General features: G+C 39.3%; 10 protein-coding genes. 4 read left to right on the top strand and 6 right to left on the bottom strand.

What is annotated here, in order from left to right:
- Window positions 1-297 precede the first annotated feature (297 nt).
- The 4 genes from ACYVM0_RS22210 to ACYVM0_RS22195 form a co-directional block, all read right to left on the bottom strand.
- Window positions 298-876: an HmuY family protein gene (locus tag ACYVM0_RS22210; RefSeq protein WP_460560785.1), complete on the bottom strand. Its 579-nt coding sequence runs from the start codon at window positions 874-876 to the stop codon at window positions 298-300.
- A gap of 4 nt (window positions 877-880) precedes the next feature.
- Window positions 881-3,061: a TonB-dependent receptor plug domain-containing protein gene (locus ACYVM0_RS22205; RefSeq protein ID WP_460560783.1), complete on the bottom strand. Its 2,181-nt coding sequence runs from the start codon at window positions 3,059-3,061 to the stop codon at window positions 881-883.
- A gap of 276 nt (window positions 3,062-3,337) precedes the next feature.
- Window positions 3,338-5,749 carry a TonB-dependent siderophore receptor gene (locus ACYVM0_RS22200; RefSeq protein ID WP_460560782.1) on the bottom strand — a complete coding sequence of 804 codons (2,412 nt, stop codon included), beginning with the start codon at window positions 5,747-5,749 and terminating at the stop codon, window positions 3,338-3,340.
- Window positions 5,750-5,860: 111 nt separating this feature from the next.
- Window positions 5,861-6,802 (bottom strand): helix-turn-helix domain-containing protein, encoded by a 942-nt coding sequence (locus ACYVM0_RS22195; protein ID WP_430987746.1) that lies wholly within the window; start codon window positions 6,800-6,802, stop codon window positions 5,861-5,863.
- Window positions 6,803-7,016: 214 nt separating this feature from the next.
- On the opposite strand from ACYVM0_RS22195, the gene gyrB reads away from it, so the two are divergent.
- The 4 genes from gyrB to ACYVM0_RS22175 all read left to right on the top strand — a co-directional run bounded on the left by gyrB (window position 7,017) and on the right by ACYVM0_RS22175 (window position 13,562).
- Entirely contained in the window at window positions 7,017-8,996 is a 1,980-nt protein-coding gene (gene gyrB, locus ACYVM0_RS22190; protein ID WP_460560780.1) for a DNA topoisomerase subunit B, read from the top strand.
- A gap of 384 nt (window positions 8,997-9,380) precedes the next feature.
- Window positions 9,381-10,205: a DUF6515 family protein gene (locus ACYVM0_RS22185; RefSeq protein ID WP_460560778.1), complete on the top strand. Its 825-nt coding sequence runs from the start codon at window positions 9,381-9,383 to the stop codon at window positions 10,203-10,205.
- A gap of 378 nt (window positions 10,206-10,583) precedes the next feature.
- Window positions 10,584-10,778, top strand: a complete 195-nt coding sequence (locus ACYVM0_RS22180) for a hypothetical protein (RefSeq protein WP_430987743.1) — start codon at window positions 10,584-10,586, stop codon at window positions 10,776-10,778.
- A gap of 99 nt (window positions 10,779-10,877) precedes the next feature.
- Window positions 10,878-13,562: a lectin-like domain-containing protein gene (locus tag ACYVM0_RS22175; RefSeq protein WP_460560776.1), complete on the top strand. Its 2,685-nt coding sequence runs from the start codon at window positions 10,878-10,880 to the stop codon at window positions 13,560-13,562.
- Between the two features lie 5 nt (window positions 13,563-13,567).
- On the opposite strand, the gene ACYVM0_RS22170 is transcribed toward ACYVM0_RS22175, so the two are convergent.
- Complete coding sequence (locus tag ACYVM0_RS22170) at window positions 13,568-14,800, bottom strand: MFS transporter (RefSeq protein WP_460560774.1); 1,233 nt, start codon at window positions 14,798-14,800, stop codon at window positions 13,568-13,570.
- Window positions 14,801-14,876: 76 nt separating this feature from the next.
- On the bottom strand, window positions 14,877-18,305 hold the full coding sequence (mfd, locus tag ACYVM0_RS22165) for a transcription-repair coupling factor (RefSeq protein ID WP_460560773.1): 3,429 nt from the start codon (window positions 18,303-18,305) through the stop codon (window positions 14,877-14,879).
- Window positions 18,306-18,375 lie beyond the last annotated feature (70 nt).

Here is an 18,375-nt window from a genome sequence, read left to right as displayed (position 1 = left end):
TCCAATACTGTTGAAATAAAATTATTACAAACACAAAAGTGTTTTAAATTTTTGCTGGTTTAGGGTTTTATTAGGGTAAAGACGGGGGTAGTCTTACTCCCGTCACATTTTTTTTATACCATAATATGGGTCCGTTTTTAAAATCCATATCCAGAAAATGAATTGTTCAATATCCATCAAAACCGATAAGATCTGATTCCGTAAAAGGCCACTTTATTTGTGCTTGGCGAAAATTCGTACAAGAAAAAGCATCCCGTTTATTCCGGGATGCTTTTCGTTTTTAGTGCTTCGTATAATTTAAAAGTTCTTAGAGTTATTGGATTGATAGGTATAACGGAAGCGATAAATTAAACGCTGAGGTACCGGGCCGGTAAATGCCTCATAATCTACTGCCAGCAATTCCATTTTTACATAATAATTATCTGCTGTGCGAAAGATAAAAGTTTGCCCTGCTTTGGGTGAAAATGCATGTGTGGTAGGGTTGTAATCGTACCAGCTGCCGTCTTTAATTGCTTTTTGAGAAGCTGTGGTATCGTAAGCATAACCTGCATCGGGTGCAGTAGTTACATTGCTATAGATACCGCTTTGCAAAATTGCACCTGCATTACCGGGCCCGTAAGTATGGCTGTTTAAAATAAATGTGGTAAAGCGTAAACCAAAATCCCATTTGGTAGTGGCACTATCGCTGTTGGGAACGATGGCATCGTTTTTAAAACTAAAAAAAGTATAAGGTGATGCAGAACTGAAATTCACTTTTACAGAATCTGTCTTTTCAATAATGGTTACCTGCGGGGTAACGGAATCTTTTTTGCATGAACTTGCAGTGAAAATTAAAACGGTGCCTAATACCACAGTTGCTAAAATTGTTTTTTTCATTTGATTATTGTTTTTTGTTGAAAGAAAGTATATGGTTAAGATTAATGTTGCAATTGACGAAATAAGTTCTGCCATAAAGATTGGGCAGTTTATCTTTATCGCGGTGATTTAAAATATTATCACTTCCGGTTTGTAATTCAAATCCGCCTTTAAATGTTTTGGTTACTGATGCATTGATCAAAGTATAGCCGCTTACATATTCCCTGTCATCGTCTAAAATATTATCGCCATTAATATCGCTGTAACCATAGCGGCCACGGTATATTGCCCTGATGCTGGAAGAGAAATTATTTTTATGACTATTATATACCAGCTGAAGATTAGCAGCATGTTTACTGCGATTGAATAACCCACCGTAATCTTTCCTGCTCACATAAGTACTTACAAAAGTTACCGGATCTCTTTTTACTACCTGGTTGGCCTGTATTTTTTTTACAACATCTTTATCTTTCGCTTCTAAATACTGGTAGCCGCCACTGATGGAAAATTGTTTATTCAATTGCTGGCTAATATTCACATCAAAACCACGGGTAAACACTTTGTTGATATTCTGGTAACTGTAAATTGATTGATTATTTACTTTGGTAAAAGGAAGATTATACCGGTCAATTAAATTATTGATATCGTTACGGAACAGGTTTGAAGTGATTTGTGTTTTATTCGTCAATGTAAAACGCATACCGATATTGGTACCAACAGATTTTTCGGGCAATAAAGTATGGCTGCCGAGGTAGGGTGTGATATTTATGGAAGGATCAATCTGCCCTTGTTGTTGTAATTGCTGCAAACCGCTTGAAAGTTCGTTGGCACCTAATAATGTATAACCCACCAATGAATTTGTAAAATTTAAAAACTGCTGACGAAAATCGGGAGCCTTAAATCCTGTACCAATGGATGCATTAACAGTAAGTTTATTAAAAAATTTATAAGCCACTGCTAATTTAGGATTGAATTGCAGGTTGTATAAAGTGTGTTTATCTAATCTTGCACCGGCGGTTACATTTAACCTGTTGCTGAACAGCCATTCTTTTTGTGTAAAAAAATAAAAGGCATTAAAATTATGACTTTCGGCATAGCGGTTGGCGTCAATGGTTTCGTAATTATAACCGGCACCGGCAATTAATTTCTGGTTGATCTTTTCACCTGCTTCAACCTGTATTTCGGGTTTTAATAAAAACTGGTGTAAGAACGATTTATCATACAACTGTTTATTGTCCTGTAAAAAAACTTCTGCATTGTTTTGATAGCCGGTAATATATAACCTGGAGGCTAATTTTATTTTCCTGGATAGTGTAGTGAGTAATTGATTATTTACACTCCAGTCAGATTCGTTGCTGGTGCCATCTACTGCTTCAGGCTGTGTACCTGTATATACCAGGTAATTATTAAATTGTTTTTGAGTGAATACCCTTGCAGAGGTTTGTAATTGCGAATGGCTGCTGATATCATAAAACATTTTTGCAGCAAAAGAATAATTACGGTACGGGTCTGCAGTTTTACCATAAATGCTTTTATCTAAATCATAACCACTGCTGCTGTAGCGGTTGGCAAACAACTGAAAAGCGGTTTTATTTTTTTTGATAAAAGAACTGGCGGTAAATCCCCAGGTATTATTGGTAGAGTGGTGCAACTGTACACCTGCTGTGGTATTTGTTGGTTTTTCTGTAATGATATTAATAACACCAGCCAATGCATCACTGCCATATAAACTGGTAGCGGGGCCCTTTACAATTTCAATCTGCTGAATATTTCCTACTGCAACCCTGCCCAGGTTTAAAATGCCGGCATTTCTGCCGGTAAGCGGTTCTCCATCCAATAATATTAAAGTATAGGCCGGGTCAAGTCCTTGTAATTGTATACCGCTTCCGAATGGATTGGGGTACCCTTGTAATGCCTGCCCTAATGGATTATCGGCTAATACCAAACCAGTTTGCTGTTGTAAAATATCAATCAGTTTCTGGGAGCCTGTTTGCTGAATAAATTTTTTACTGATCACCTGTATGGGAACGGGGATATTACCAATACTTTTTTGTGTACGTGTAGCAGTAACTATAACTTCATCAATAGTTGTAAGTTTATTAAAGCCGGTATCTTTTACATTTTTTTGTGCAAACGAAACATTGGCTATTAATAATGCTCCAAAAAGAACACTAAAGATGCGGTTATATTTTTTTATTGCTTTCATTTTCTTAGCACAAAGTTGTTTCAGCAATAAAATAGTTTTATCACAGAATTGTCATTATGTTTTATAAAGAGTAAAAATGCGATTGTTTTACTAAGTGGTGACAGACATGCTAAGAAAGATCAGGTGGCGATATGAGCAATGTCATAAAAAACAATTTGAAATCAGTTGTGATTAACAGGAAAGAGTACACAGCTGTAAACATTCCTGGTAAAATGCAAAAAATATTCCGGCTACAGAATATTTTTTGCATTAAGAATAATACAATAAGCGGTGAGATTAAAATTTATAACTTATTGTAGAAGTAAATTGCCTTGGTGCAATAGGGTTTACACTATTATCATCATGTACATTATAACTTAACTGGTTTAAAATATTATTTACTTTAAAACGGAAGCGTACGTTCTGATAAGTATAACCAATGCTGGCTTCAAATAAAAAGTATTCGGGCACAGGCATTAATGCATAACCGGGATTGGCTTTTGTGGTGCTTCTGCCTGCTACTCTTTCCCCAACATAATAAACACCAACACCTGCATTTAAACCATTTAATTTATGCGTTGGCTTTACAGTATAATAAATATGTGTATTGGCAGTATGATTTGGAGTATATAAAATTCTGCTACCCGGCACATACAGCGTACTTTTTTTGTACCGGATATCATTGTAACTATAACCTGCATTGATATTAAAACCATTAATGCTTTTAGTTACTACATCCACTTCCACACCTTTGCTTTGAGTTTGCCCGCCAATTTCCCTGCGGCTGTCGGTAGGCGAAAGATTAGGGTAACTCTGCACTGCATTGTTGTTGTTGATAATATAACCGGTAGCATTTAATGAAACAAGGTTATTGAACAACAATGTTTTTACACCTAACTCATACTGGTTAATGATGGAGGGTTTCAATATCACGCCAAAAGTATCAACGGCAGTATTTAACTCGTAGGTATTAGTATAACTGGTAAATACTGAAATGTTTTTAGCGGGCTGATATACCAGCCCCACTCTTGGGCTGAAAGCATCGGTAGCTCTTTTTTCGCTGTGCATTTTTTCAATACCGGTTGCGTAAATACTATCCAGTGTTTCCGTTTTGGAAACAGAATACCTTATACCGGCCAGCATTTTTATTTTGGAAGAGATCTCAACAAAATCCTGAACATAAACACCCAGGCGGCTTACAGGGGCATTGGTATAAAATGCCCAGGGTACATTGGGTATATCATTTCTTTGGGTGTATTGTTTGGTGCCAAAAATATTTATGGTATCGTAAATATTTTTTTTGTCGGCCCTGAACTGTGTAAGGTCATAAGTATAAGCGCTAGTTTTAATCATATCAGCATCAATGCCTGCTAATAAAGTGTGTGCTATTTTCCCGGTTAAAAATTTTCCGGTTACATCAGCTGATGCAAAATTATATTGTTCAATATTTTTATTTCTCACCAGGCCCCTTACCCATCTGCCATAATTTGCAGCAGAAGAATCAATAAACTGGCTGTTGGCATTGGGCCTGGCAGCGCCAAATAATTCATTGTTATATTTCCTGGTGCTGAATACTGCTTTTATTTGCCAGTTATCATTCAGCTTGTGCGTAAGTGTTGATGTGGCGGCAAGTTGTTCTGCATTGTTATAACTCCAGGGCAGGTTCAAATAAAGGCTTCTTGGCGTATTGGCTACCTTGTAATAAATAGCGCCGGTACCAAAATCAAGGTTACGGTTGTCTTGTGTATAATCACCTTCCAGCAGCAATTCTGTTCCGGCACCTATTTTTATTAATAAAGAGGGGTTGATATAAAAACGTTGCGATTCTACATCGTCCCTGTAACTGCCGGCTTTGGTAAAACTGCTGTTAACCCTGTAGGCCACATGTTTACTGTTGTTAATTGCGCCATATACATCAATGGCGGGTTTATAATAATCGTAGCTGCCTGTTTGAAAACTTACGCTGCCACCGTTGTTAAACAAGGGTTTTTTGGTAACAATATTTAATACGCCACCTGCACCAACAGTACCAAATAAAATAGCATTACCTCCTTTTAATACTTCAATATTTTCCAGGCCGCTTACTTCAGGCATTATACTGTTATTATAGCGTACGCCGTTTTTAAAAGTATTGTTGCTGTTAAATGCAAAACCTCTTGATGCCAGTTCTTCCTGGTAACCACCGGTAGTACCCATTACATAAACGCCATTTAAATTTTGTACTGCATCTCCTAATGTTTGTACCTGCTGGCGTTCTATAACCTGGCGCTCAATAACAGCGGTGGCCTGGGGCAGGTCCATCGGTTTTATAGGTAATTTACCAATGGTAGCTATGCGGTCTAATTTGGTTTTAGACGCAGCAATAATGATCTCTGTAAGTTCTGTGTAATTTTCTACCAATATAAAATTGATGGTTTCCTCACCGGTTTCTTTTGTAACTGTAAAATGTTTTGCCTGTGTGGCAAGGCCGGTATACGAAACTACTACATTATATTTACCGGGGCTGAGTTTTGCAAAATGATAGCTGCCATCTTCACCTGTGATGGCTGTTTGGCTGGTTTCGGTAAGCTGCACATTTACTTTAGCGGCAGGTTTGCCGTCGCTGGTAGTGATCTTTCCCTTTAATAAAAAATTTTGTGCCCCGGCAGTTATAAATAAAAAAGAACTTAAAGAAAGTACGAGTAGTTTTTTAAGCAGTGTATTGTTCATAATTAAAATTTCTGTTGGTTGATTTGATAATGAACGCAAAGAAAGTTTAACTGAACAGTCCGGTTGTTACGCAATCGGTAACTCGGTTTACATAAAACGGAAAACTAAAAATTAATGGAGTAACAATTCGCAAGGCTTGATGCCCGTGTGCTTTTTAAATGCAGTACTAAAATGAGAAATGGAAGAATAGCCTAATAAAGATGATACTTCAGTTACACTCAGGCCTTTATCGTACAATAAATATTTTGCATGTTCCATTCTTTGTGTCTGGTAAAAATCAAAGATGGTGGTACCGAATAATTCTTTAAAGCCTTTTTTAAGATAACATTCGTTGATGGCTACTTTGCGGCTTAAAGCTTTAATGGTTAAAGGCTCGCCGATATGCTGCAATAAAATAGCTCTTGCATTGGTGATCTTTTCCCTGTCATCGGCATTGGCCAGAAATTTACAACTGAATTTTTCTTCGTGGTTATGGTCACCCATCATACAATCCATGCTGTACAACAACAGTATCTGCGTCTGGGCATTTAAGAAGATATTCTCTAAACTTTCTGTATACGTATGATTCAGTAAAGCTTCAATGGCCATTCTTGTTTTACCGCACAAAGGCAATGTTTTGGTAAAAGAAGTGGTATGATCAAAAGAAAGCACATCATCCGAAAGGGTGGCATTCTTTTTACCGCTGGTAAATTGTTTTAAATAAGAAGGAGAGAAACTAAAACTCAAAACATCCACACTATCTACTTTTTCCACGCAGGTTTTGGAAGAGTTGAATTTACAATAATCACATTCCGTCTTTTTTTCACGGCAGTATACATTACCGCTAACGCAAAATTTAAGCTGGATATAATTTTCTGACGGATTATTCTTTTCAGTGTGGTAAATAAGCATGCCGGTATCATCAATATTCCACTGAGGTTCTTTGGCGTACCTTTTAATGGAATAATTTACACTACCCGGAATCTGCTTTTCCTTATGCATTAATAACTGCATCTGGTTCTGCATCAATGGCTGACGGTAGGCTAATTCTAATATGTCTGCGTGCTCTGGCATCTTTGTATATGCAAATATAATACATCCTGCATTAACCTGCAAACTGATATTGATCAGGCCATGAAATTTCCGCTTTTCGCTAATTAAAATTTTGTGGAAAAGTTATCGATAATTAACAGTTTTAAAGCCGTTTTGCAGCACCAAAACCCCTTTATTTTTAGTATATTTGCCGATAATCGTTTTTATAAAAAAATAAAGCCAGATTAACCCATTTATGAGCACAGAAACAGTAGAAAGAACCGAAGCCCAGAAAGCCAGTTATGGCGCCGACAGTATCCAGGTTTTAGAAGGTTTGGAAGCAGTACGTAAACGCCCCGCCATGTATATCGGCGATATTGGTGTAAAAGGTTTGCACCATCTTGTTTACGAAGTAGTAGATAACTCCATTGATGAAGCATTAGCAGGCCATTGTAAAAATATCAGCGTAACCATTAATGAAGATAATTCCATTACCGTGGAAGATGATGGTCGTGGTATCCCTACCGGAATGCACACCAAAGAAAACCGTAGTGCACTGGAAGTGGTGATGACCGTTTTGCATGCCGGCGGTAAATTTGATAAAGATTCTTACAAAGTATCCGGTGGTTTGCATGGCGTAGGTGTAAGTTGCGTAAACGCATTAAGTACCAAATTGCATGTTACCGTAAACCGTGATGGTAAAATATTTGAACAGGAATATGCCACAGGTATACCTCAATATCCTGTAAGGGAAATCGGTACTTCTGATACACATGGCACCAAAGTGCAATTCTGGCCCGATCTTACCATCTTTACCTCAGGTGTGTACAACCGTGAAATATTAGAAGGCAGGTTAAGGGAATTATCTTTTTTAAACAGGAAGATCACTATCCATATTGCTGATTTACGTGAAAAAGATGACGATGGAAATGTATACAGCAAAACTTTTTACAGCGAAGGTGGTATTGTGGAGTTTGTGGCATTGATTGATAAAAATGCCAACCGCCTGCCTTTAATACCACAGGCAATTTATTGCGAAGGTTTAGATACCAACAGTAATGTAATGGTGGAAGTAGCCATGATGTACAACGCAGGGTACCAGGAAAATCTTTTCAGTTATGTAAATAATATCAATACCATTGAAGGAGGTACGCATGTAGCAGGTTTCCGCCGCAGTATTACCAGGGTATTTAAAAGCTATGGCGAAAAGCAGGGTTTGTTTGAAAAAGCCAAAGTGGTAATTGAAGGAGATGATTTCAGGGAAGGGTTATCAGCCATTATTTCTGTAAAAGTACCCGAGCCTCAGTTTGAAGGGCAAACAAAAACCAAATTGGGTAATAACGAAGTGATGGGTGTGGTGGATACTACTTTAAGCCGTGTTTTAGAAGCCTACCTCGAAGAAAATCCTAAAGAGGCCAAGACCATCATCCAGAAAGTGATACTGGCTGCACAGGCAAGAGCAGCAGCCCGTAAGGCAAGAGAAATGGTGCAACGTAAAAGTGTACTTACCGGCGGTGGCTTGCCCGGTAAACTGGCCGATTGCAGCGATAAAGATCCCGGAAAATGTGAGTTATTCCTTGTGGAAGGAGACTCGGCGGGTGGTACAGCCAAGCAGGGGCGTGACAGAAGCTTCCAGGCCATTCTGCCTTTGCGTGGTAAAATTCTTAATGTGGAAAAAGCGATGGAGCATAAGATATACGATAATGAGGAGATAAGAAATATGTTTACCGCTTTAGGTGTGAAGATTGGCACTGTGGATGACCCTAAAGCATTGGACACTTCCAAACTGCGTTATCACAAACTGATCATTATGACGGATGCGGATGTGGATGGAAGTCATATCGCTACTTTGATCCTTACTTTCATTTTCCGTTATATGAAAGAATTAGTAGAACAGGGTAATGTATACATCGCACAACCGCCGCTGTATTTAATTAAAAAAGGTAAAGAACAGGAATATGCCTGGACGGATGAAGAACGTAAAGGCCTGATACAATTATTCGGACAGGGAAAAGATGAAAGCGTAAATACACAACGCTATAAAGGTTTGGGAGAAATGAACGCCGAACAATTATGGGAAACCACCATGAACCCTGTAACAAGAACATTGAAACAGGTTACCATTGAAAGTGCCGCAGAAGCTGATCGTGTATTCAGTATGTTGATGGGTGATGAAGTGCCGCCACGCAGGGAGTTTATTGAAACCCACGCCAAGTATGCAAAAATTGACGTGTAGTTAGTTTTGAAAATAATTTTAAAGGGTTGAATTTTCAACCCTTTTTTATGTGTACTACCCTGGCTAAGCCGCTTACCATAATTCCTGCTCCCGGATATTTCCGGCATTATGCCCGGGTAAATAGCTAACCACCTAACGTGGTACAACAGCCGTATCAAAGCCATAGCAAAGCCGGGATTACTCCGTACCACAGCCAGCTTTACCCGCTATCATCTTTGCCATAATCACAGGCCGCATTTTATACAATCTCTGCAAATACACATTCCGGCGTCAACCCTGTTGCCCGTTAATAAAAGCCACAAACCAAATGTTAAAGTCGGCTTTTTAACAAGTGCCGATGTAACATTTAAGTAACTTCATCGTACGAATAAAAAAATACCTTTTATGAAATGGAATAAAAAAGTTGGGTTTGCCATTGTAACCCTTGTATTGGTAATTGCATTAAGCAATGATGTATCAGCACAGCGTCGTCATTACGACCGTGGTGGTTACCGAAACAATTATTATGCTTACAATTACAGGCCATCACGTCCTTATATTTCCGTGAATATCGGAAGGCCTTATAATTATAATTACCGTCCTTATGCTTACGCCAGGCCGGTTTACAGGGCACCTTACTCTTATGTGCATTTTGGCCCTTCATTCGGCGTACGTATAAATGTGTTGCCGTTTGGCTATTATCCTTTTTATGTTGGCGGCAATCCGTATTATTATAATGATGGTGTGTATTACCGTCCTTACAGTGGTGGTGGTTACGAAGTAACAGCACCGCCTTTGGGTGCTACTGTTAAGCGCCTGCCTTCGGGAGCTAAGGTAACCGTGATAGACGGCGTGAAATATTATGAACTGGGCGGTACTTTTTACCAGGAAGAAATTACCGACAAAAATAAATTGCGTTACAAGGTAGTGGGCACCGATGGTGTTTTAAATACCGGTGCAGGTGAAGACAGTGACGCAGATATTGCTCCGGCACCCGGCAACAATACCCCTGCTCCAAACAAAAACGCAGTTGCTCCCCAGAATAATACCAGTACCGAACAGCTACCTGAAGTGGGAACAAGATTTGATAAATTACCTGAAGGATCTAAAACAGTAGTGCTTAAAAAAGAAAAATATTACGTGTCGCCGGCAGGTGTTTATTACCAGGAAGTAATTGACGGTAATAACGTTCGTTACGAGGTAACCGGCAATGCTGAAACAGAAAAATAGCTTAAAACACCGCTTTTTGGGGGTGAAAAATGAGAAAAGTTATTAAGATTTTCAATCACATAAATGAGATAAACAAATGGAGCTGTACAGCTCCATTTGTTTTAAATATCGCTTGTAGTAAGCTTAGGCCGGCTATGTAAAAGCCTGTAAGCAAGAGGATTTGAGCTGCTATACAAGTTTCTGCAGGCGGGGTATAAAGTAAAAATTAATTAAATGTAAATTTCAGCAAACCGCCTTAATGCCGGGGCTATACTGTGGAAAATCAGCCAGTTCAATACGGGCGGGTTTTGGTAAATGCGCTATTTTCTGTAGCTTGTACCCTGAAGCCAACTACTTCATTCATTATTTCTAACTATAAATTCTACAAAAATGAGTAACATGATTACAGCCTACTGCATGAAAACCAAAGAAAAGAACGTTCCTATGCAGGATGCAGTTATTACAAAAACTTCACGTGGCGGTTATATGGCGCAGGGCCACGATGGTAAAGGTAACAAAATGACCACCATGCTGGGCGAAGCAGCTGCATTAAAAGCAGTAGCTGACGGTGTAGCTAAAAAAGGCTGGGACTAATAAATTATTTTTAAAAAATTGCTGAGGCTATCCTATTTTTGGATAGCCTTATTTTTTTTCGCTTGCTATAATTCAAACAAATAAATTTATTTTTATAGCATGAGAAAATTACACTTCAAAAGATATTTATCTTTTATAATATTTATATTCTTAGCTCCACATCTTATTGCTCAATACACAGTTAATGGCAGTTCTTCACAAGACGCATGTAATGTTTATACGCTAACACCTGCAGCAAGTGGTAAAAGCGGCTCTGTATGGAATAATAATAAAATTAACCTCAACCAACCAATCGATTTTATATTTGATATCTTTTTAGGAAGTGGCGATAGTCCCGGTGCTGATGGAATTGCCTTTGTGCTACAGCCCATAAGTACCAGTGTAGGTTCGCAGGGAAGTGGTTTGGGCTACCAGGGAATTACTCCTGCTGTAGGGGTTACTATAGATACTTATCAAAACAGTTCTCCGGATAATGATCCGTTTTATGATCACATAGCCATCCAGTTAAACGGGGATTTAAATCACAGTAATGCCAATAATATTGCCGGGCCGGTTACTGCTATTAGCGGCAATAATAACATTGAGGACGGACAATGGCATTCCTTGCGTATTCTTTGGAATCCGGTTACAACAACTTTTTCTGCTTATATAGACGGGACATTAAGAGTGAGTGCAGTTAGAGATTTTGTAAACACCGTATTTGGGGGAAACCCAATGGTATACTGGGGTTTTACCGGTAGCACGGGACAGGAATTTAATTTGCAAAGATTTAGAACCACCTTAAACCCTGCTTATACTTTCAGCCCGACTCAAAAAAGATGTGTGAACGAACCCATCGTTTTTAATAACACTACCGTTTCATTTTCTACCATAGCAAAATTTTATTGGGATTTTGGTGATGGCAGTCCTATAGATTCTGTTAACTACAGCCCCACACATATCTATGCAACCGGAGGTACTTTTACCGTTAAACAAAGAGTAATAGGAGCGGACGGCTGCGAAGCTACCAATACACAGGATGTTTTTATCGGCAGCAAACCGGTTGCCGGTTTTACGTTTAGTGATAATTGTGTGGCCGGCACCATACAGTTTACTGATACCTCTAAAGTAGGCTTTGGCACTATCAATAACTGGTACTGGGATTTAGGCAATACAGTTACTGCCACCACTCAAAATACTTCCACCAGTTACCCCACTCCGGGAGATAAAATGATCAAATTTGCAGTTAAAACAGCAGAAGGCTGCGAATCGGATACGTTATACAAAACGATACATATTTTTGCAAAACCTGTTCTGGATTTTACTTTTACAGATTCTGTTTGTTTAGCAACCACTACCAGCTTTTTCGGGACCATGGTGTCGGGGTCAGACCCGGTAACAGATTGGTTGTGGTCAATCAACAGTACTTCTCCCGTAACCCAGAATACCACTTACACTTTTCCCGGGCCTGGTAGTTATTCAGTTACACTAAGTGCCACCAGCAATGGCAGCATGGGATGCTCGGGCTCTGTTACCAAAACTGTTTTTGTTGTTAACAAACCTACAGCCTATTTTAAATTCAATACTATCTGCCAGGCCACCACAACTACATTTACCGATTCTTCCTATACCTCAGATGGCACACCTGTTAATCAATGGTGGTGGAGTTTAGGCAATAGTGGTACATCAGTACTGCAAAACCCTTCCGGTAGTTACCCTGTTTCGGGTAATGATACTATTAAGCTGGTGGTACATAATAGCAAAGGTTGTGTATCCGACACTTTAAAACAACCCATTGTAATTAACAGCAAGCCTGTTGCAAATTTCGGTTACAGTACACCGGTATGTAATGGTTTGCCGGTATTGTTTTCTGATTCATCTAAAACAACATCGGGTTCCGTAAACAAATGGTCATGGGTATATGCAGGAACTGAATTCAGCACACAGCAGAATCCTACCCATAGTTTTACTCCGGGCTTACAGACAGTAAAACTGGTAGCAACAAGTAGTTTGGGGTGCGTGAGCGATACGGCTATTAAAACACTCCTGGTAAACCCCAGCCCCAGTGTTACCATGAATTTTAAAGATGCCTGCAAAAATGCATTGGTTGATTTTACAACTGTTGATAATTCGGCAACAGTAACACAATGGAAATGGGTATTTGGCGATGGTGGTACAGCGCTTACACAAAATGCACAGCATGCTTATAGCGCCAATGGTACTTACAAAGTAAAACTTTATGCCTCAGCAGCTAATGGTTGTTACTCTGATTCTCTTACAAAAGATATTGTTATTTACAGCACCAATGTATTTGCCGGTAATGATACCATTGCAGCAGCAGGGCAGCCGGTGCAGTTAAATGCAACAGGCGGACTAAGTTATAGCTGGACACCTGCCACACCACTCAACAATCCTAATATTGCTAATCCTGTTGCTATACTAAATGCCACACAAACATTTACTGTAAGGGCATTTACTCCCGAAGGCTGCGAAAGCTTTGATGATATAACCGTAAATATTTATAAGGGGCCGGATATTTATCTGCCTACAGCATTTACGCCCAATGGCGATGGCAGGAATGATCTGTTCAGGGGTATACCTGTGGGAATAAAACAATTCAACTACTTAAGGGTATTCAACCGCTGGGGGCAATTGATATTTGCCACTTCTGATTACAACAGGGGCTGGGATGGTACCTGGAAGGGGCAGCAACAACCTACTGGTGTATATGTGATAACCGCCAATGGCATTGATTTCAGGGGCAATGAAATTGATAAGAAACAAACCGTGATGCTGATCAGGTAGGCGTTTTATTCTTCAACAAAATCTAAATCTTTACCATAGGTTTCTTTGGTAAAATACAGTGCTGTTAAAGAAATAAGCATTACGGCAATGCCAATGATCCATGCACCTTTTACATAGCCGATAACATTTATCTCTCTAACTTGTGCAAAGATCAATAGCAGCAATGGTGTAAAACCTCTTACAAAATTGGTGATGGAGGTAGCTGCGGATGCCCGCAGGTTGGTGCCAAACTGTTCGGCACTGCTGATAATATATAACACAGAAATGCCCGAGCCAAACCCAAGGCCAGCACATATAAAATAAAACCATGCCGAAGAACTGTTTTGCTGCATGAAAAATAAAATCATAAAAACTATAAAGACCGAATAAAAAATATACAATGCTTTTTTCCGGCTTTTTAATTTGTGGCTTATTAGTCCTGCAGCAACATCGCCAAACCCAAGGCCGATATACTGGAACAGAATTGCATTGCCGGGTGTGATACCGGTGATGCCCATTCGCTTTGCAAATTCATCTGCAAAAAATATCAGTATGCCAATGCAATACCAAACGGGCATGCCGATAAGTATACCTTTGGCGTATCGGTAAAACCGGCTTTTATTATTAAAGAATTGTAAGTAATTACCCCGTTGCACCGTTGATTTTTCTAACGAGGAGAACATGGTGCTTTCTGCAACGGATACCCGTAATGCCAGCAATACCAAACCAATACCACCGCCAATAAAATATAAAGTCCGCCAATCGGTAATGATCTTTGAAAGCAATGCCGCAGTGATACCACCCAGCACACCACAGGTGGCAATGATGGTTCCGGCAAGGCCACGTTTTTCTTTGGGTAAAATTTCAGCAGTTAATGTAATGCCAGCACCTAGTTCTCCTGCTAAACCAATGCCTGCAATAAAACGGATGACAATATACCAGTTAATATCATGTACAAAACCATTGGCAATATTGGCAATGGAGTATAAAAGTATGGAGCCGAATAATACTTTTAACCTGCCGAATTTATCACCGATGATGCCCCAGATGATACCACCTATCACCATGCCAATTAATTGAATACTGATGGTCAATTCTCCTTTTGATAATACTTCTGCAGAGGTTAGTCCTGTACCTAATTCGGCAAAGCTGCTTTTACGTACCACGCCAAATAATAGCAGGTCAAAAATGTCAACAAAGAATCCGAGGGCAGCAACAATTACAGGTAGCGACAGGAGGCCGTATTGTTTTTTAGTCATGTAATCAGGTTATAGCAAGGAAAAAGTAGTTGATAACAAATGTAAGGAGAAAAATATTCTGTATACAACTAAGATTTTATACCGGAATACTTTCCATCATCCGCTTTAAAAACAAATGCAGGCTGTTCATTGTTTTTACATCTTCTACTACCAATATACCGTTTTTGCCTACCTGTTTTAATTTGGCTTTATTGGTACCTTTTTGTAAAAATTGCAGAATACCGTTAAAAGTCGTGCTGGTAAAATACGGGCTGTCGGGGTTGCTTACAAAAAAGCATTTCAGGCTTTCATTTTTCAGGAACATTTTTTCAAAGCCTAATTCAATGGCTAGTTTACGGCAGCGTACTGTAGTAAACAGGTCTTCCACCTGTGGCGGTATGGGGCCAAAGCGGTCTGTCATTTCTTTATGAAAATCCTGCAGGTCTTTTTCATTCTCACAATTATCCAATCTTGAATATAGCGAAAGCCTTTCAGTAATACTTTCTACATAACTATCAGGGATAAGAATTTCCAGGTCGGTATCAATGCTGCAATCACTTACAAAATCATCCTGCTGCTGAATTTCTTCCTTGTATAATTCCTTAAACTCGGTTCTTTTTAATTCACGTATCGCTTCATCTAAAATTTTCTGGTACATTTCAAACCCGATCTCTGCTATGAAACCACTTTGCTCCCCACCCAGCATATTACCTGCGCCACGGATATCAAGGTCTCTCATGGCTATCTGGAAACCACTGCCCAGGTCGCTGTATTGTTCTAAAGTAGATAAACGTTTCCTGCTATCAGGCGGCAAGGTGCTCATGGGCGGCGCCAGTAAATAACAGAACGCTTTTTTATTGCTGCGGCCTACACGCCCTCTTAACTGGTGCAGATCACTCAAACCAAACTGATGGGCATTATTTACAATGATGGTATTTACATTGGGAATATCCACACCACTTTCTACAATGTTGGTGCAAACCAATACATCGTACCTCTTATCCATGAAATCGAGAATGGTATCTTCCAGTTCGTCACCATCCATCTGGCCGTGTGCAAAGGCAATGCTCAAATCGGGGCAAAGGCCTTGTATCAACCCTTTCATTTCGGATAAGCCATTTACACGATTGTGTATGAAAAAAACCTGTCCGCCTCTTTCGGTTTCATAATAAATAGTATCCCGGATGGCATCTTCATTAAATACCATTACTTCAGTTTGTATCGGCTGCCTGTTGGGCGGCGGCGTATTAATGATACTCAGGTCTCTTGCCCCCATTAAACTGAATTGCAAAGTTCTTGGGATAGGAGTTGCCGTTAGTGTAAGCGAATCAACCGTTGCTCTTAATTGTTTTAATTTTTCCTTTGCGGCCACACCAAATTTCTGTTCTTCATCAATGATCATCACCCCCAGGTCTTTAAATTTTACATCTTTGCCCAGTAAAGCATGTGTACCAATGATGATATCCACTTTTCCTTCTGCTAACCTGGCCAACGTTTCTTTTTTTTCTTTAGAAGATTTAAAACGGTTGATAAAATCAACAGTAACCGGGAAGTCTTTTAATCTTTCGCCAAATGTTTTATAATGCTGGTAAGCCAAAATAGTTGTAGGTACTAAAACAGCAGCCTGCTTACCATCGCAGCACGCTTTAAATGCGGCACGAATGGCAATTTCTGTTTTGCCAAAACCCACATCACCACAAACCAGCCGGTCCATCGGTGATGGTTTTTCCATATCACGTTTTACATCTTCAGTTGCCTTGCCCTGGTCGGGTGTATCTTCATAAATAAAACTGGCTTCCAGTTCGGTTTGCATATAATTATCCGGACTAAAGGCAAAACCTTCCTGGCTTTTTCGTTGTGCGTATAATTTTATTAAATCGGTAGCGATGTCTTTTACCTGCTTCTTTGTTTTGTCTTTTAATTTTACCCAAACATCGCTTCCTAATTTATTCATTTTAGGAACACTGCCTTCTTTACCACTATACTTGCCGATCTTATGCAGCGAAGAAATGTTTACATATAACAGGTCACCGTCTTTATATTGAATGCGCACAGCCTCCTGTAATCTTCCATTGGCTTCAATTTTTTGTAAGCCACTGTATACACCCACACCATGATCGATATGCGTAACATAATCTCCCGGCTGTAATTCTCTCAGCGTTTTTAAAGTAAGTGCTTTGTTTTTGCTGAAAGCCTGTTTTACTTTGTATTTATGGTAACGCTGAAAGATCTGGTGATCGGTATAACAAATACATTTGAGGTCATCATCTATAAAACCTTCATGAATAGAAGTTGGAATGGGAATAACATTGATCTCTGCCTTAAGATCGGTAAAGATCACATGCAACCTTTCGAGCTGCTTTGGATTTTCTGCAAACAAATAGATATTGTATTTCTTCGCTTCGTACTCTTTTAAATTTCTTATTAAAATTTCGAACTGGCGATTGAATGCCGGTTGTTCTTTTATAGAAAAGTGGATAGTATTTTCAGTATCAAAATAGTGCTTGCTGCCAAATTCTATGATATGCCTGGATTGAATTTGCACTTCAACTAATTTTGCAGTAACAATATCGTTGGGTGTAAAATCTTTTCTGCTTAATGCATCTTCGCTTTCATCAATTTTCGGACGATTGCCAAATTCACTGGTCCATATTTCAAAATCCTCTTCCTGCTGCTCCATTTTTCCTTTGATGAAATTCCAGTCTTCGCTCCATACCACGGCATTCTCAGGTAAAAATTCCAGGAATGAAATTTTTTCACCGGTTTCATTTTGTAAAATATCTACATTGGGAATGATGTTGACCTGCAATAATTTTCTTTCGCTCAATTGTGTTTCGGGATCAAAAATTCTGATGCTGTCCACTTCATTACCAAACAATTCTATACGGTAAGGTTTTTCATTGCCGAAAGAATAAATATCCAGGATACCCCCACGTACGGCAAATTGCCCGGGCTCGTATACAAAATCGGTTCTTTCAAAACCATAGTCAACAAACTTTCCTAAAATGCCATTCACATCCAAGGTGTCTCCCTGCTTTATCGAAATAATGTTTTCGGAAAGCGTTGCAGACAACACCACTTTTTCAAATAATGCTTCAGGGTAAGTGATGATGATATTTTTGTTGGTGCCGGCTGCCAGTCTTGTTAAAGCCTCTGTACGCAACATCACATGGCTGGGATTAAGCAGGCTGTAATTCTTTTTATTTTTAAAGGAAGAAGGGAAGTAAAACAGGTTTAAAGCGCCGGTAAGGTTTTCTAAAGTGTTATGAAAATAAGCAGCTTCTTCTGCATCCCGTAAAACGATAAGGTGGTTGAGCTGGCTTGCCGAAGGGTGGTTAAAAACAGCAGCAATTATAAATTGAGAAGCACTGCCATGCAGCCCTGACAAGTGCAGCCGCTGCGGTTTAGACAAAGTGATGCCGTCCACTATTTTAAAACAGCGGGGGTCATTAGCGTATCCTTTCAGCAACACTTCCAGGTTCATCAGGCTGCAAATATACGATAAGTAGAAAAAAAGGGCAATCAAATAAAGATTTAAGCGTTATCAAAGGCAACAAAAGCCTTACACTGACTGTATTTTACCAGTATTTGTGTAT

This window comes from Ferruginibacter profundus, assembly GCF_054783275.1.
Note: the sequence above shows the minus strand (reverse complement) of the source record. Positions and strands in the feature narration are given on the sequence as shown.

Coding starts and splice junctions, on each gene's coding strand:
- ACYVM0_RS22210 (WP_460560785.1), bottom strand. CDS start 876: ATGAAAAAAACAATTTTAGCAACTGTGGTATTAGGCACCGTTTTAATT.
- ACYVM0_RS22205 (WP_460560783.1), bottom strand. CDS start 3,061: ATGAAAGCAATAAAAAAATATAACCGCATCTTTAGTGTTCTTTTTGGA.
- ACYVM0_RS22200 (WP_460560782.1), bottom strand. CDS start 5,749: ATGAACAATACACTGCTTAAAAAACTACTCGTACTTTCTTTAAGTTCT.
- ACYVM0_RS22195 (WP_430987746.1), bottom strand. CDS start 6,802: ATGCCAGAGCACGCAGACATATTAGAATTAGCCTACCGTCAGCCATTG.
- gyrB (WP_460560780.1), top strand. CDS start 7,017: ATGAGCACAGAAACAGTAGAAAGAACCGAAGCCCAGAAAGCCAGTTAT.
- ACYVM0_RS22185 (WP_460560778.1), top strand. CDS start 9,381: ATGAAATGGAATAAAAAAGTTGGGTTTGCCATTGTAACCCTTGTATTG.
- ACYVM0_RS22180 (WP_430987743.1), top strand. CDS start 10,584: ATGATTACAGCCTACTGCATGAAAACCAAAGAAAAGAACGTTCCTATG.
- ACYVM0_RS22175 (WP_460560776.1), top strand. CDS start 10,878: ATGAGAAAATTACACTTCAAAAGATATTTATCTTTTATAATATTTATA.
- ACYVM0_RS22170 (WP_460560774.1), bottom strand. CDS start 14,800: ATGACTAAAAAACAATACGGCCTCCTGTCGCTACCTGTAATTGTTGCT.